General features: G+C 48.9%; 19 protein-coding genes and 1 pseudogene. 7 read left to right on the plus strand and 13 right to left on the minus strand.

From position 1 onward, the window contains the following. Positions 1–61 precede the first annotated feature (61 nt). Both ACX9GV_RS06070 and ACX9GV_RS06075 read right to left on the minus strand, forming a co-directional pair. A complete protein-coding gene (locus ACX9GV_RS06070; protein ID WP_283543503.1) occupies positions 62–736 on the minus strand; it encodes a DUF2971 domain-containing protein in 675 nt (224 codons plus the stop codon). Positions 737–938: 202 nt separating this feature from the next. Further along, positions 939–1585 (minus strand): annotated as a pseudogene (locus tag ACX9GV_RS06075) (site-specific integrase); the annotation flags it as partial. On the opposite strand from ACX9GV_RS06075, the gene ACX9GV_RS06080 reads away from it, so the two are divergent. Together ACX9GV_RS06080 and ACX9GV_RS06085 are read left to right on the plus strand one after the other, a co-directional pair. Further along, on the plus strand, positions 1568–1861 hold the full coding sequence (locus ACX9GV_RS06080) for a phage tail fiber protein (protein ID WP_473197400.1): 294 nt from the start codon (positions 1568–1570) through the stop codon (positions 1859–1861). The pseudogene ACX9GV_RS06075 and the gene ACX9GV_RS06080 sit on opposite strands and share 18 nt — an antisense overlap. 82 nt (positions 1862–1943) lie before the next feature. Then, entirely contained in the window at positions 1944–2138 is a 195-nt protein-coding gene (locus ACX9GV_RS06085) for a hypothetical protein (RefSeq protein WP_473197401.1), read from the plus strand. Between the two features lie 466 nt (positions 2139–2604). On the opposite strand, the gene ACX9GV_RS06090 is transcribed toward ACX9GV_RS06085, so the two are convergent. From ACX9GV_RS06090 to ACX9GV_RS06140, 11 genes are all read right to left on the minus strand, one after another. Next, positions 2605–3786 carry a tyrosine-type recombinase/integrase gene (locus ACX9GV_RS06090; protein ID WP_473197988.1) on the minus strand — a complete coding sequence of 394 codons (1182 nt, stop codon included), beginning with the start codon at positions 3784–3786 and terminating at the stop codon, positions 2605–2607. Then, positions 3786–4004 carry a hypothetical protein gene (locus ACX9GV_RS06095; RefSeq protein WP_473197402.1) on the minus strand — a complete coding sequence of 73 codons (219 nt, stop codon included), beginning with the start codon at positions 4002–4004 and terminating at the stop codon, positions 3786–3788. Before ACX9GV_RS06095 ends, ACX9GV_RS06090 begins: the two co-directional genes overlap by 1 nt. 45 nt (positions 4005–4049) lie before the next feature. Beyond that, positions 4050–4631 carry a 3'-5' exonuclease gene (locus ACX9GV_RS06100; RefSeq protein ID WP_473197403.1) on the minus strand — a complete coding sequence of 194 codons (582 nt, stop codon included), beginning with the start codon at positions 4629–4631 and terminating at the stop codon, positions 4050–4052. Continuing rightward, on the minus strand, positions 4628–5008 hold the full coding sequence (locus ACX9GV_RS06105) for a hypothetical protein (RefSeq protein WP_473197404.1): 381 nt from the start codon (positions 5006–5008) through the stop codon (positions 4628–4630). The genes ACX9GV_RS06100 and ACX9GV_RS06105 overlap by 4 nt, the downstream gene beginning before the upstream one ends. Then, positions 5005–5529 (minus strand): hypothetical protein, encoded by a 525-nt coding sequence (locus ACX9GV_RS06110; RefSeq protein WP_473197405.1) that lies wholly within the window; start codon positions 5527–5529, stop codon positions 5005–5007. Before ACX9GV_RS06110 ends, ACX9GV_RS06105 begins: the two co-directional genes overlap by 4 nt. Beyond that, a complete protein-coding gene (locus ACX9GV_RS06115) occupies positions 5526–6059 on the minus strand; it encodes an HD family hydrolase (RefSeq protein ID WP_473197406.1) in 534 nt (177 codons plus the stop codon). Before ACX9GV_RS06115 ends, ACX9GV_RS06110 begins: the two co-directional genes overlap by 4 nt. Positions 6060–6061: 2 nt before the next feature. After that, a complete protein-coding gene (locus ACX9GV_RS06120) occupies positions 6062–8944 on the minus strand; it encodes a hypothetical protein (RefSeq protein WP_473197407.1) in 2883 nt (960 codons plus the stop codon). An 87-nt stretch (positions 8945–9031) separates the two neighbouring features. Continuing rightward, positions 9032–9859, minus strand: a complete 828-nt coding sequence (locus ACX9GV_RS06125) for a YfdQ family protein (RefSeq protein WP_473197408.1) — start codon at positions 9857–9859, stop codon at positions 9032–9034. Between the two features lie 37 nt (positions 9860–9896). After that, positions 9897–10268 (minus strand): hypothetical protein, encoded by a 372-nt coding sequence (locus ACX9GV_RS06130; protein WP_473197409.1) that lies wholly within the window; start codon positions 10266–10268, stop codon positions 9897–9899. Positions 10269–10693: 425 nt separating this feature from the next. After that, on the minus strand, positions 10694–11224 hold the full coding sequence (locus ACX9GV_RS06135; RefSeq protein WP_473197410.1) for an HIRAN domain-containing protein: 531 nt from the start codon (positions 11222–11224) through the stop codon (positions 10694–10696). 3 nt (positions 11225–11227) lie between these two features. Next, positions 11228–11935 (minus strand): LexA family protein, encoded by a 708-nt coding sequence (locus ACX9GV_RS06140; protein WP_473197411.1) that lies wholly within the window; start codon positions 11933–11935, stop codon positions 11228–11230. A 95-nt stretch (positions 11936–12030) separates the two neighbouring features. On the opposite strand from ACX9GV_RS06140, the gene ACX9GV_RS06145 reads away from it, so the two are divergent. Genes ACX9GV_RS06145 through ACX9GV_RS06165 form a run of 5 tightly spaced genes read left to right on the plus strand, consistent with a single transcriptional unit; the run spans position 12031 to position 14153 of the window. Continuing rightward, positions 12031–12240 (plus strand): Cro/CI family transcriptional regulator, encoded by a 210-nt coding sequence (locus ACX9GV_RS06145; protein ID WP_473197412.1) that lies wholly within the window; start codon positions 12031–12033, stop codon positions 12238–12240. A 43-nt stretch (positions 12241–12283) separates the two neighbouring features. Continuing rightward, positions 12284–12796, plus strand: a complete 513-nt coding sequence (locus ACX9GV_RS06150; RefSeq protein WP_473197413.1) for a YmfL family putative regulatory protein — start codon at positions 12284–12286, stop codon at positions 12794–12796. Between the two features lie 40 nt (positions 12797–12836). Then, positions 12837–13028 carry a hypothetical protein gene (locus ACX9GV_RS06155; protein WP_473197414.1) on the plus strand — a complete coding sequence of 64 codons (192 nt, stop codon included), beginning with the start codon at positions 12837–12839 and terminating at the stop codon, positions 13026–13028. Next, entirely contained in the window at positions 13012–13191 is a 180-nt protein-coding gene (locus ACX9GV_RS06160) for a DUF4222 domain-containing protein (protein ID WP_023492297.1), read from the plus strand. The genes ACX9GV_RS06155 and ACX9GV_RS06160 overlap by 17 nt, the downstream gene beginning before the upstream one ends. Next, positions 13188–14153 carry a helix-turn-helix domain-containing protein gene (locus ACX9GV_RS06165; RefSeq protein ID WP_473197415.1) on the plus strand — a complete coding sequence of 322 codons (966 nt, stop codon included), beginning with the start codon at positions 13188–13190 and terminating at the stop codon, positions 14151–14153. The genes ACX9GV_RS06160 and ACX9GV_RS06165 overlap by 4 nt, the downstream gene beginning before the upstream one ends. Positions 14154–14155 lie beyond the last annotated feature (2 nt).

Genomic DNA, 14155 nt, shown 5'->3' on the forward strand with positions numbered 1-14155 from the left:
ATTGGTTATTGAGCGTGGGAATCTTGAGCCTTACACTCTGCTAACCAGATAAATCTCTAATTCATCGGTCATTTTTTAGTACATTCCAGTCAAGATGATTATTCGGCGTTAGAATTTTTGAGGGCTCAACATAATCGGCATCAATCCCCTCATCACCAATTCCAGTACGGCAAAATTCAATCCCCATCGAGTTGCATATTATATTCATGGCTTCAAATAATGCCGAAGGCATTCTATGCCCTGCTATTACTCGTCGAACTGGTTTATCTAAGTAAAACCACTCATTCGTTTGCAAAATCCTAACTTCCTGTTCGTATTCCCATTCTCGATATTTAGAGGATAAAACTTGGTTAGCAAGTTCATCAGGACTATAAATATTGGGTATTGCTAAATTTGCAAATACACCTCTATATTCAATTTGTTTAATGCTGTGATGATTGTCTGGGATTTCAATTTCGATAGCGCAACCATCAAACCCCCCAGCATAGTGAGCCCAAAGTAAATGAGACTCATATGTAGCTGAAAGAGAACAAACCTTAAGCCGTTTCTTTTCTTCTATTATCTGCTGAATTTCTTTTTTATAGTCGTAACCATCAGATGTTTGATGAGAGAAAACAAACATACCTTCCATTGGGTCATTCAACATTTTCCAGTCAGAGCAAAAAAGCCTACGATTAAAAATTATATCTAGGGTAAATGCTATTTGAGAAGCCGACCTAAATTTATATGCTCTCATAATTTTTTGATTCCTTATCTAACACTAATAACTGAGACAGGTGGGAAATTTAAAAGACAGTAGATGATATCATATAGACTGACATTTTTTGTTGTGTATTAGATAATGTTAGCAATGTCCGCTATTGGCACATAGCTGCCCGACAGATTAGCTATAGCTCTATACTGTAACAGTCTCAGGTCAGGTTCGATCTAATACATTTTTATTTTGTTGCAATCTCGCCATGGGGTACTACCACCCAATCAATATGATTGCTGGTATAGATCTTGGTAGATTTTGCGTCACTGTGCGCCATGCGTCCCTGAGGTCTATCCCTTGAATATCGAACAAGTGTGCGGCCAGTGTACGGATTTCATGGAACGTTGGGCGCTCATCCATTGCTAGATGAGTGCAGAGCCCAAGCCTGTCCCGCAGGTCTGAGAATGCGCGGCTTAGGTAATCCGGTGCAACTTGGGTAGGGTGGGAAACTTCTTTGCTGCGCTTTACGTTACGCTCCGGTAGCCGGTGCACAATATATGGGCTGGCCACGTTATCCCGACTGTCATCAATGATCCGCTTTAATTCCTCACCGATTGGGATCGCTACGTGCGATGCCTCCTTCTTCTGCACCTTCTGCCTGTGAATATACAACGTACCATAGATACCGTTTTCTGGTTGTTGCAACCATACACAACCGCATACGACGTTTTTGGGCCCCTTGATTGAGTACCGGATCCGGGATACTTCAAGCCGCGCATGTGTTGTTTGTAACGCAAGAACCATTGCTGTCCGTAACCATAATGGGGCAGAACGGCGAATGGCCAGGTAGGCATCAAGTGATAAACGCTGTCTGTGCTTCTCATCAATTCTACCGCGCGGAAATTCGCTCAAAACGTCAAAAACGGATACAAGGAAGGTCAGCCGATCGATATTCCTGCAGGGCGCTGGATTGATCTGCGTGTAGAGATGCCAGGCAGTGACGAACCTGACCCGCTAGTTGAACTTGCACCACAGCAAGACCACACGCCAGTGCCTGAGGCTGTAATTGAGCAGGAAGCCGATCAAAATTTGGTGAGCGAATCAGATGCAGATAGCGGCCTTGAAACTTGCTCTGTTGGCGAGTCTGACAGCGAAACCAAGGATTAACTACAAAGCAGGGAGAAATCCCGGTCATGTGTTAATTGTTAATGTATTGTAGACATTTACATAAGGTAAAGGAGAGAACGGAATGCGACCAGGCATCAACAAAGAAGAAGTCACATTGTTTCTTGATGATCTCACCATGCTTTTAGAGGAGGGTATCGACAAGGCAGAGGTTTATAACGTGTTACGGATTTTAGAACTCAGACGACAAACAGCGAAATTGGAGTTTATAAAACGCTCATTAACCACTTCAAGTGATAATGATCATATCGGCCCTTGAAATCCCCCAAACTGCCACTAGATAGCAGTTAAGGCTGCCCCGTACCGGCTTCGTGATGTTTGTTTAGGGTTAAACATCGGGAGGGGCAGCGGTCAGAAACTTTCCTTCCTTATCGATCAGCCTCATATCATTTACTGAGTAAAAAGGAGATACGCCTGAGGCTGAAACCAAGGAGTAAAATTTTGCGCATCCCAGGCGGTTTTCGTCGGAGGTTTTACCATAGTTTTACCATGTTAAAACTATGTAAATAAAAAAACCAACCGTAACAGGTTGGTTTTTCTATAAAAAGTTGGTCGGCATGAGAGGATTCGAACCTCCGACCCCCGACACCCCATGAACCCGTTCTATAAGCATCTAAACCCAGTGCTGGCGCTGGTTTTATGTCATTTCACTGTACGTGTAAACAGTGGAAAATTTGGAAAGTTGGTATTAATAGAATCAATAGGTTGCGGCGGGTTTTACACCATCACCCTACCTTGATTTCAGCGTGTGGCACCGTTACCCATTCAACATGATTTTGCGTGTAGACCTTTGTGGATTTCGCATCGCTGTGCGCCATTCTCGCCTGCGGATCTATGCCTTGCTGCTCAAACAAGTGCGCGGCCAAGGCTCGAATCTCATGGAATGTTGGCCGCTGCTCCAGTGGCAGATTTTCACCAACACCAAGGCGATCACGAAGAGATGAGAATGCACGGCTCAGGTAGTCTGGGGCCACCTGCGTTGGGTGCTTCACTTCTTTGCTGATATCGTTACTGCGCTTCTCTGGCAACCGGTGAACAACATACGGACTGGCGACAATATCCCTGCTGCGTTCTATTATCTCTTTCAACTGCTGCCCAATTGGTATCGCAACGTGGGAAGCCTCCTTATGTTTTACTTTCTGCCGGTGTATGTAAAGAACCCCAAACACATCACTTTGTGCAGATGGGAACCAAACGCAACCACAGACACCCTCCTTGGGCTCCTTGATCGAGTATTTGATCCGCGATACTTCCAGTCTTGCCTGCGCGGTTTGCAATGCAAGATCCATGGCGGTACGCAGCCAAAGATCCGCTGCATTTCTTATCTTTATATAGTCAGCCAGGGACAGCCGGCGTCGTTGCTTTTTGTCCGTTCTACGCATCTTTTTACGCGTAGCGGGATTATCGAACATCAGCGACTCATCCATAGCATAGGCGAATAGTTTCTTTAAAAAGAGAACCTTTCTATTCTGGACGTTTGCAGAGCTATCCGCATGGAATTCAGATATGAAACCGTTAACGTGCTCAAGCGTGATATCACAGGACGCGATATCATTAAAATATTCCTTTATCCGCCCCGCATCATTCACCCAGTCAGCCAAAGTGCTTTGAGCAGGTTTCTCATCTGCAACGATCCGCTTCATTAGCTGATCGACATGTTGAGAAAACGGCAGAGCCTCACCGTTCGTACCTCCACCCTCGCGAATTATAGACTCAAGGCTAACGGCACTTTCCGGCCTCATGCGCAAATTGTACTCTCTGGCAACAGCAATAGCGTACGCTCTATCTTTTCCTATGGTTTTTCGCTTCCCGGATATCAGGGTTAAGATATAGCGCTGGCGAACCTTATCGAAATTTAGAAAGTCAGGAAGGTGGCGATACTCCCTGCTGCGTGGTCTTGCTGCCATCATTCATCCTCAATCAACGAATTAACATGGGACGTAATTGCAGAAGCTACACCCATCCGCTCCGAAGAAAAAACCCACACTGATTGATCAATAATTCTGCCATTAATCACGCCACATTGAACCCACCGTTTTATTGTCTTTGATGTGGGTACTGAGCCTTTTTCAAACTCTCTGGATGCCCACTGACTGGATTTCATTAGTTTGATTTCTTTAGCCATGGTTTGATCTCCACACAATAGGCCCGCTGCAACGGGCCATAGAAATTACAATAGTTCTTGATCTTGCTGGTGGGCGCTCATCAGTCGCCGGTAGATTGCAGACACGTATTGCGCCTGGTGAATAGCATCATCTAGGGCATTATGGCGCTCCCCGCCAAAAGGGAGGTCGCGCTTAGGGTCAAAGTCTATTTGGCGTCCCAGCATCACCATTGTTCGAACGTCGCGGTCGTTCCACCAATTCCAGAAAGGGTTTTGGCCTGTGCGTTCATAGGCAGAACGCAGGATCACATTGTCAAACGATGAGCCATTACCCCACACATTAAGACGGCCAGTGTCAGGACAAGATGAGAGGACAAAACCAGACAAATTTGGCAGCACTTCCTCTATACACATTGCATCGTCAGTCGTGATTGCTGCCCGTGCCTCACTGCCTTGCTTTAGCCACCACTTGATAGTGCCTGCATCCGGGACGGCACCGAGAGCCATTTCGCTTTCTAGATCAACGGCGGTATAAAACCGGTCACCCAGTTTGCCATTAGAAATATCAAAGAAAACGGCCCCGATTGCCACGATTGGTGAGCTTGGTTTAAGCCCTATTGTTTCAAGGTCAATCATTAAGTTGTTCATGAGTCATTGCTCCTCAGGCAATCAGTGGCGCTAATCAGTCCATTGCGGCTTAAATAGTCCATTGCAGATCCTGGTGACGCGCTATCAGGATCGGCTCTTTTTAGCTTTCTAGCTAAGACCTTAACAAGCATAACTAGATCTTCTGTATAGTCTTCTGGCAACTTGTTAGGCTGGCTTACAGGTTCAGTTGCCAGCATTGTGGAACGGCAGGCCGAGATAGCACTCTTTGCGCGATTCCATGCGTCATGGTTGCGGTCAGATATACGAATGACCTCGGCCATTGCATCCAGCAATTCTTTCGTCACCGTCGATTGCTGTATCAGCCGTTCGTTCTCCATTTTTAGGGCTTCATAACTCAGCACTGTTTGAGTGTTCATAAGATGCCACCGCGAAAGGTTGCCAACCGAACACGCTGGTAAACGTCATGGGCAAATGCACGCTCATCGCCTATATCGCAGGCACAGAAATACGCATATGCAGCTCTTTCACACTTGCGGTGTGCATTAAGAAATTCAATTTTCAGCGCTTCAACGTGACATTTGTTTATGTGATCTTTGAATGCTCTTGGCTCACCGCTAACCGGACGTAACCAAACGCAAAGCGGACCATCCTCGGTATCGTAAATTGAGCCGATAAACCAGCCATTACCATCTGGTGGAGTAGGGTTCCACTGGCTTATGTCACCATCAGCAGCTTCAATTGCTTCTAACTGTTCGTCAGTAACATCGTTTTCCATCCATACGACACAAGCAACAACACGATTAGCATCCAACCATGCAGCAAACTCACCTGGCGCACCAAACTCTCTTCCGTCTGCCGGTTCGAGATAGCCCGGGTGAGTCCAGTAGCCACAATCATCGCGCTGTGGCGCCATTGGTGTAATTGTCTTTTTCATCATCCCATCCTCTCGCCAGTCAGTTCAAAGTAGCGTTGAGCAAAGAGCCCTCGCGCCTGTACTGCGTTCAGTGGTATAGCGATCACTTTATCTGATGGCTTAATACCATCGAGCATTGGCCAGCGCTCACCGTCATCGATACCAAGATCCCGTCGCTCAGTAGCCAACATCACCAAGTCAGCCTGTTTAACTGCTTGGCTTGGTACAACAGGCAAACCGAACTTATTACGGATCACACAATCAATACCCATTTCAATTCCACGGTAGTCAGGGATCAGGCGTTTAAGTGGGCTAGGTATATCTTTGCAGTACGCCTCATGGGCGTCATGCAGCAGGGCTTCCAGAGCGAATTCAGGTGGAACGATTTCACTTACAAGAACGGAGTGCTGTGCCACTGAATAGAACTCAGGAAGATGGCCAGCGAACCGGCATTCATGAGACAACGCCTGAGCGATATCACGAATGCTGATACTCTCGACAGTTGGATGGGCATAATTAAAATGCAGCCCGGTAAACGTTTTAATCCACGACATAGTTATTCCCCTGCTTTATTGAGCTTTTCTGTCAACTCAGCAACGCAATCACGCGCATTCTTTTTGTAGGATTCTGCGGCAGATCCTGAATATTTTTCGTCAACGGCAATCTCGAAAGATGTGATCGTGTCAAAGAAGCACCCAGCAGCAATCTTGAATGTATTGCCCACCCAAACAGCAAAGATGGTTCGGCTGGAGTATCCGCAATTATCACGGTGCACTACGTTTTCAAATCGCCGCGGATCTAGATAAAGACTGTCGCAAGAAAAGTTATCCGGCAGACTGGTGATGCTGGTACCGCGCAGGTACAGATAGCCACCGACAGTGAGGTTATCCGGCAGACTGGTGATGCTGGTACCGCGCAGGTCCAGATAGCCACCGACAGTGAGGTTATCCGGCAGACTGGTGATGCTGGTACCGCGCAGGTCCAGATAGCCACCGACAGTGAGGTTATCCGGCAGACTGGTGATGCTGGTACAGTCCTGCAGGTCCAGATAGCCACCGACAGTGAGGTTATCCGGCAGACTGGTGATGCTGGTACCGCGCAGGTCCAGATAGCCACCGACAGTGAGGTTATCCGGCAGACTGGTGATGCTGGTACAGTCCTGCAGGTCCAGAGAGCCACCGACAGTGAGGTTATCCGGCAGACTGGTGATGCTGGTACCGCGCAGGTCCAGAGAGCCACCGACAGTGAGGTTATCCGGCAGACTGGTGATGCTGGTACCGCGCAGGTCCAGATAGCCACCGACAGTGAGGTTATCCGGCAGACTGGTGATGCTGGTACCGCGCAGGTCCAGATAGCCACCGACAGTGAGGTTATCCGGCAGACTGGTGATGCTGGTACAGTCCTGCAGGTCCAGATAGCCACCGACAGTGAGGTTATCCGGCAGACTGGTGATGCTGGTACCGCGCAGGTCCAGAGAGCCACCGACAGTGAGGTTATCCGGCAGACTGGTGATGCTGGTACCGCGCAGGTCCAGATAGCCACCGACAGTGAGGTTATCCGGCAGACTGGTGATGCTGGTACCGCGCAGGTCCAGATAGCCACCGACAGTGAGGTTATCCGGCAGACTGGTGATGCTGGTACCGCGCAGGTCCAGATAGCCACCGACAGTGAGGTTATCCGGCAGACTGGTGATGCTGGTACAGTCCTGCAGGTCCAGAGAGCCACCGACAGTGAGGTTATCCGGCAGACTGGTGATGCTGGTACCGCGCAGGTCCAGAGAGCCACCGACAGTGAGGTTATCCGGCAGACTGGTGATGCTGGTACCGCGCAGGTCCAGATAGCCACCGACAGTGAGGTTATCCGGCAGACTGGTGATGCTGGTACCGCGCAGGTCCAGATAGCCACCGACAGTGAGGTTATCCGGCAGACTGGTGATGCTGGTACAGTCCTGCAGGTCCAGATAGCCACCGACAGTGAGGTTATCCGGCAGACTGGTGATGCTGGTACCGCGCAGGTCCAGATAGCCACCGACAGTGAGGTTATCCGGCAGACTGGTGATGCTGGTACCGCGCAGGTCCAGAGAGCCACCGACAGTGAGGTTATCCGGCAGACTGGTGATGCTGGTACAGTCCTGCAGGTCCAGATAGCCACCGACAGTGAGGTTATCCGGCAGACTGGTGATGCTGGTACCGCGCAGGTCCAGATAGCCACCGACAGTGAGGTTATCCGGCAGACTGGTGATGCTGGTACCGCGCAGGTCCAGATAGCCACCGACAGTGAGGTTATCCGGCAGACTGGTGATGCTGGTACCGCGCAGGTCCAGAGAGCCACCGACAGTGAGGTTATCCGGCAGACTGGTGATGCTGGTACCGCGCAGGTCCAGATAGCCACCGACAGTGAGGTTATCCGGCAGACTGGTGATGCTGGTACCGCGCAGGTCCAGATAGCCACCGACAGTGAGGTTATCCGGCAGACTGGTGATGCTGGTACCGCGCAGGTCCAGATAGCCACCGACAGTGAGGTTATCCGGCAGACTGGTGATGCTGGTACAGTCCTGCAGGTCCAGAGAGCCACCGACAGTGAGGTTATCCGGCAGACTGGTGATGCTGGTACCGCGCAGGTCCAGAGAGCCACCGACAGTGAGGTTATCCGGCAGACTGGTGATGCTGGTACCGCGCAGGTCCAGATAGCCACCGACAGTGAGGTTATCCGGCAGACTGGTGATGCTGGTACCGCGCAGGTCCAGATAGCCACCGACAGTGAGGTTATCCGGCAGACTGGTGATGCTGGTACAGTCCTGCAGGTCCAGATAGCCACCGACAGTGAGGTTATCCGGCAGACTGGTGATGCTGGTACCGCGCAGGTCCAGATAGCCACCGACAGTGAGGTTATCCGGCAGACTGGTGATGCTGGTACCGCGCAGGTCCAGAGAGCCACCGACAGTGAGGTTATCCGGCAGACTGGTGATGCTGGTACAGTCCTGCAGGTCCAGATAGCCACCGACAGTGAGGTTATCCGGCAGACTGGTGATGCTGGTACCGCGCAGGTCCAGATAGCCACCGACAGTGAGGTTATCCGGCAGACTGGTGATGCTGGTACCGCGCAGGTCCAGAGAGCCACCGACAGTGAGGTTATCCGGCAGACTGGTGATGCTGGTACAGTCCTGCAGGTCCAGATAGCCACCGACAGTGAGGTTATCCGGCAGACTGGTGATGCTGGTACCGCGCAGGTCCAGATAGCCACCGACAGTGAGGTTATCCGGCAGACTGGTGATGCTGGTACCGCGCAGGTCCAGATAGCCACCGACAGTGAGGTTATCCGGCAGACTGGTGATGCTGGTGCGATATAGCGATAAATCACCAGGCACGTTAATTGCGCCGTCGTCATTTACCGTATGCTTGATGCTTTTCTTATTTAAAATGCTCAGTAATTCTGACATTGTCATTATCTCCACACAGTTTTTAGGAAATACTTCACCAAGCACCCCATTGCTGGGGTACTTGAGGCTGTACTGATGAATTAAAAATTAGGCTTTAAAACTGCCGATGAATGTCTCGACAGATTCACCAGAGAACTTGCTGATCAGCAGATCGCGAAACTCGATAGCAATGTCTTCTTCTTGCGCCTCCAGTTGAACAATGCGGAGAACGAAACATGGTTCATCACTTTTCAGCAGGCTGTTGCGTAGGCTGAAACGTCGCTCACCAAGTCCCTCATACGGTACGCACTTAAACTCAAATGCCACCGGCATGACCTCCTTACTTGTTGCTTCAACGCTCTGCATCAGTGAACGCTTGCCACTGAAATCACCGTCTTCATGATCCGATTCTTGCATCTGCTTGATACTGACGCGCCGTACTGCACTGGCGGCTTGTGCCATCGACATGGTTTCGCCGCTAGCATCGAACGCAGTGAGAAAATCAGCCCAGTCCTCAAGCCATTCTGCGATCTGCTTCTGGTTAAGACGCTTGCTATTAATTTCCAACAATGCGCGGAATGGGGCGGTCTTCTTGAGCTTAATTTCGGCGACGTTATCAGCGTGACCCGGGGCAATTAGGGTGCCGATGTTGAACACAGAGCATGCACTCATATTATCTGCATCGATAAAACAGCGGGCTGGCTCTGCAGTGTTGGCGTAGCCAGTTGAGTATCGGGCAAAATCATCAATGCTGGTTGTTTCCATGCGCCCACGGAAACGGAAGCGGTTTTTCTGGAAGCATTCCAGGCTTTCGATATTGACGTCTTTTGGTAAAACAGAAACAGGGCAATCAGTTACCTTTACGTTATCCAGATATGCTGCTGCAAGAGCCATACCCGTTACTTGACTGATCGCGGATCCGTCTAATTGCGACATAGGAATTGACCTTATTTATTGGATTGAGGAACGCACATTACTGTGCGGCTGATAATTTCCCGTCAGGCTGGCCGGCGATGGTAAATAATTGCCCTTGGTCCTCCTGCAGGATTGTGAGTTTTCCGCCCTTACCAACCCACATAGGTGTCTCGGTGGTATCTTCTTCTGAGACTTTACCGCGAGGGGTAGGGGTGACGAATTTCAGTTGATGCTTAATGTTGACGCGCTTTTCTTCAACTGAATTACTGAGGCGGTCAAGGTCGAACGTGAGAACTACCTTGCCTTTACCACCATTGTTGAGAACACCCAGCGCCGTAGCGTTTAAGGCTGCTGAGATTTTGTTTTGAAATACACCGGCATCCAGTTCACCCAGGAAGTCGGGCACATTTGTCTTACGATTTTCACTCATCCGATAGCCCTCTATAGTTGACAGTTTCTCCACACATCGGGTGGCGCACCGCGCCTGGTGTTGGCGGGTAAGGGGTATTGAAACGGTACGCCACCCGATGTGCAAAAGTGAGGGGCCGGTTACTCTCGTCCGGCGTACGCGCCATAGGCGCAAGGTGCCCCTGATTGCTGCCCACCACTACAGGGGATCGCGGCTGGTATTCGTTATGTGCCAGAATCACCAGAGGACCCGGTATTTCATCCGACTTTGCTGATTGTTAAAGAGCTACAGCGGCTTGGCTGTTTTCCAACCGCCAAAAGTTATTTGGTAGTTGGTGTTGCTCGGTCGCTGTTGATGCATTAAATATTACCAGCGGTGTTTTAATTGGTCAACACCGCAGGTAATAATTAAGATGGGAAATAATTAACTATTTGTTTTTTAAAATGTTATTTTTTTGATGATGACAGGAGGGATGAAAAAAAGGATTTTATAGCGAGGATTAATTTATTTTTGTTTTCTATATCAGTGTGTTGTGGTTTTTTTAATTCAATTTTATTCTGTCTGGCTAACTTCCTTGCGTCGGAAAGCTCTTTCTTGTGAGATGCAATATCTTGCCGTGTCCACTGACCATCAAATGAAATCGTAACATAGGGGGTTGCTACATCCGAATGATCAGGAATCCATACCCTGATTATCTCAATATCTTTAATTGAATGCCCAAGCTTCATCATTGGCGAAACATCCTTGGCTACATCCCTTGGAATAAAGCCAATCATTGCTGGTTCGCATCCGATATCTCTGGGATTTTCGATGTATACACCAATAGCATTCTTGTCACTACGATTACCACCATGCCTTCTCAAAGAAACAATTACGTCAGAATAGTCATCTGATAAATTATCAATAACTATCTCTCGGCGAGGCTCACCATCTTTGTTTTTGTGGGATATTCCTGCAACTTCAACAGTGTATTTCACTTATCACTCCATTTCCCATTTGGCATCAATGACCTTTCCAACAAACCTACAGTCCGAGTCTAACTGAATGATGGGGTATTGTGGGTTTAATGGCTTAAGCAGTGTTATCCATCCATCTTCAATGACCTTTTTAAAGGTAGCCATTCCATTCTTCACTGCTATGCAAAACTCACCGGTTTGCGCGGTTTGGTCTGGGTCAACTAAAATAAGCATCCCCTCAGGAAAGCTTGGTTTTTGCCCTATAGGTGCGGTCATTGAGTCGCCATGCACCTCAAGCCAAAACGCCTTTCCTGTGGATTTTTTGCTGGAAGAGACATACCGCTTAGCATCAGACTCCGTGAACTGCCCCTCTATCTCAGCAAAAGCTCCCGCCTGAACCCAGCTAAGCAGCGGGTACTGGTGCAGCACTTGATTTGATGAAATGGTCAGATCACTATCAATAGACTTGGACATTTGTCTGATTTCTTGAGCCATGCCGGGGCTAAATCTATCGACAGGAACTCCTAAAAACCGCGCTATTTCCGATGCAGTTTTGGGGTTGAGTCTGTTTGTGCCATTTAAGATTTGGTTAACGGCACTCTGCCCAATACCTAGGTGATGAGCTAGGGCTTCTTGAGAAAATCCAAGCTCTTTTTTTCTGAGACTAAATAGACTTTTTAAACGCTCAGCGTCCGCCAGCTCTTCACTGGTCAAGGGTTTCTTTTTATTCATATCTTTATTTTATTCCCGCGAGTAATAATCGACAATCTCCAGCGGTGTTGACTATTTTATTACTAGCGGTAATAATGTTCCCGTAAGGAGAAATCATGAACAGAGTCCATTTAAGTGAGTACGCAAAATCTATAGGCCAAGAAAAAGCAGCTACATCCCTTGGAGTAAGGCAAGGGGCGATTAGTAAGGCGCTAAAAAACAAAAGGAAAATATTTGTAATAGTCAACCCTGACGGATCTGTTCTTGCTGAGGAAGTAAGGCCATTCCCAAGTACGAAAAAAGATTCTGTTACCGGCGAAGTTTAAAGAAAAAAAACAACCAACCAACCACAGTGGATAGGGGGCAGCAGTGGGTAACGAACCGAACTGGAAAGTAGAAAAACAACCAGCATGGCTGGTGGCTTCAATCAGGAAAACCATTGCGGCGTTGCCTGGTGGATATGCCGAAGCAGCGGAAATTCTGGACGTGACACAGGATGGAATCTTTAACCGCCTCCGTGCTGGTGGAGATCAAACCTTTCCAATGGGTTGGGCAATGCTCCTGCAGAAGGCCAGCGGAAAGACCTACATAACTAGCGCAATGTCACGCGAGACAGATGGTGGTTATCACGTACCCGGTACCGATATCGACGCTGACAACGAAGAGATCGGCAACAAGCTGGCTGAGTTAGTGGGGCGGCTGGGTGATTTGGTTAACGCTTATCGCCAGTACATAACAGACAGCGTGATCAGCAAGCAGGAGTGGCAAAGCCTCAACGATATTTCGGATTCATTCAAAGTCACGTTGATGCAGTTCTTGAGCCTTGTTTCAAAGGTCTATTGCGAGGCTGAAAAAGTTGACGCCCAGAGTATGCAGCTCTAGGCGTCGGTGCAATTAAATCACTATGTGGAGAAATAACCGCATGAACAGTTTAGCAGCAACAAACCGATTACCGCAACTGCGCTGCCTGGCATTACCGGGTGGCGCTCATCCAGTCAGATTCCATTACCAACGCCGCATAGCTTCCCACTGGGTGCCATGCAACTACGGCAGAGCAGCGGCCATTCTTGAGGTCATTAAACGTAGGCGGCGGACTGATGGCAAAGCTAATTGAAGAACTCGACAGATACTACCGCGACCGGAACGGCATCGTTGTGCACGTTATTGGCTACGACCGCCTAGGCCAGCGGGTTATTTACAAGCGCACGGGTTATGAGTGGGAGTGCGCGTCACCCCTAATCATATTCCGGGCGCGTTTCAAAAGGATCGACGCATGAGCATTAAGTTGATGTCTATGGTTTGGGAGCTTCAGAGCTTGACGCAGCCAAGAAAAATGCTGCTCCTATCCATCGCTGATCATGCAAGCGATGAGGGATTGGCGTGGCCTGCGGTAAAAACGCTGATGCGTAAATGCAGTTTTCGCTCAGATAGTGGCACTCGCAGAGCAATCAATGAATTGGTTGAGCTGGATTGGTTGACGAAGATAGAGCGCCCACGTAAAGAACGTAAGGGCAAACATCAGCAAGATACGAACATGTATCAGTTGAACTTACAGAAGCTGTACGACGAAGGAAACGTACATCCATCACACGGTACAGGCCCAAGAAAGAAACATCAGCCTGTACCGTGTGAAGCCTCACAATATGAAGGCTCACCATGTGAGGGCTCACCGTATGACCCTGCACATAACAGCGAAAAAAACCAAAGTCAGCCTGTACCGGGTACAGCCGATCCATCAGTTAAAACAGATCCACCATTAGAAAACCCTTCTTGTCCGGTTGCTGTGCAACCAGACCAATCCACGGACGATGATTTTTTATCTCGCCATCCAGAAGCCGCGGTATTCAGCGCCAAGAAAAAAATATGGGGAACACATGACGACCTGAAAGCCGCTGAATGGATTTGGGGGAAAATCATCACGATGTATGAGCAGGCTGCTGAATGCGATGGTGAAATCAGCCGTCCTAAAGAACCTAATTGGGCTGCATGGGCTAATGAGATTCGCCTGATGTGCGTTCAAGACGGGCGTAATCACAAGCAGATTTGTCAACTGTTCGGAAAAGTAAACCGGGATCCGTTCTGGTGTAAGAACATCCTTAGCCCCTCGAAGCTGCGGGAGAAGTGGGACGATTTAACACTGAAACTCAGTGATACGAACACAGGAGGCCGGAAGGCCGCGCTCAACTTGAGCGATGAACTGAATGACACATCGTGGGCAGATAACGGGCTGGGGTTGTGATC

The sequence above is a fragment of the Serratia sp. 25CWL12 genome, assembly GCF_055790885.1.

Coding starts and splice junctions, on each gene's coding strand:
- ACX9GV_RS06145 (WP_473197412.1), top strand. CDS start 12,031: ATGAACAGAGTCCATTTAAGTGAGTACGCAAAATCTATAGGCCAAGAA.
- ACX9GV_RS06095 (WP_473197402.1), bottom strand. CDS start 4,004: ATGGCTAAAGAAATCAAACTAATGAAATCCAGTCAGTGGGCATCCAGA.
- ACX9GV_RS06130 (WP_473197409.1), bottom strand. CDS start 10,268: ATGAGTGAAAATCGTAAGACAAATGTGCCCGACTTCCTGGGTGAACTG.
- ACX9GV_RS06165 (WP_473197415.1), top strand. CDS start 13,188: ATGAGCATTAAGTTGATGTCTATGGTTTGGGAGCTTCAGAGCTTGACG.
- ACX9GV_RS06085 (WP_473197401.1), top strand. CDS start 1,944: ATGCGACCAGGCATCAACAAAGAAGAAGTCACATTGTTTCTTGATGAT.
- ACX9GV_RS06090 (WP_473197988.1), bottom strand. CDS start 3,786: ATGGCAGCAAGACCACGCAGCAGGGAGTATCGCCACCTTCCTGACTTT.
- ACX9GV_RS06100 (WP_473197403.1), bottom strand. CDS start 4,631: ATGAACAACTTAATGATTGACCTTGAAACAATAGGGCTTAAACCAAGC.
- ACX9GV_RS06110 (WP_473197405.1), bottom strand. CDS start 5,529: ATGATGAAAAAGACAATTACACCAATGGCGCCACAGCGCGATGATTGT.
- ACX9GV_RS06070 (WP_283543503.1), bottom strand. CDS start 736: ATGAGAGCATATAAATTTAGGTCGGCTTCTCAAATAGCATTTACCCTA.
- ACX9GV_RS06120 (WP_473197407.1), bottom strand. CDS start 8,944: ATGTCAGAATTACTGAGCATTTTAAATAAGAAAAGCATCAAGCATACG.
- ACX9GV_RS06155 (WP_473197414.1), top strand. CDS start 12,837: ATGAACAGTTTAGCAGCAACAAACCGATTACCGCAACTGCGCTGCCTG.
- ACX9GV_RS06140 (WP_473197411.1), bottom strand. CDS start 11,935: ATGAATAAAAAGAAACCCTTGACCAGTGAAGAGCTGGCGGACGCTGAG.
- ACX9GV_RS06105 (WP_473197404.1), bottom strand. CDS start 5,008: ATGAACACTCAAACAGTGCTGAGTTATGAAGCCCTAAAAATGGAGAAC.
- ACX9GV_RS06115 (WP_473197406.1), bottom strand. CDS start 6,059: ATGTCGTGGATTAAAACGTTTACCGGGCTGCATTTTAATTATGCCCAT.
- ACX9GV_RS06125 (WP_473197408.1), bottom strand. CDS start 9,859: ATGTCGCAATTAGACGGATCCGCGATCAGTCAAGTAACGGGTATGGCT.
- ACX9GV_RS06160 (WP_023492297.1), top strand. CDS start 13,012: ATGGCAAAGCTAATTGAAGAACTCGACAGATACTACCGCGACCGGAAC.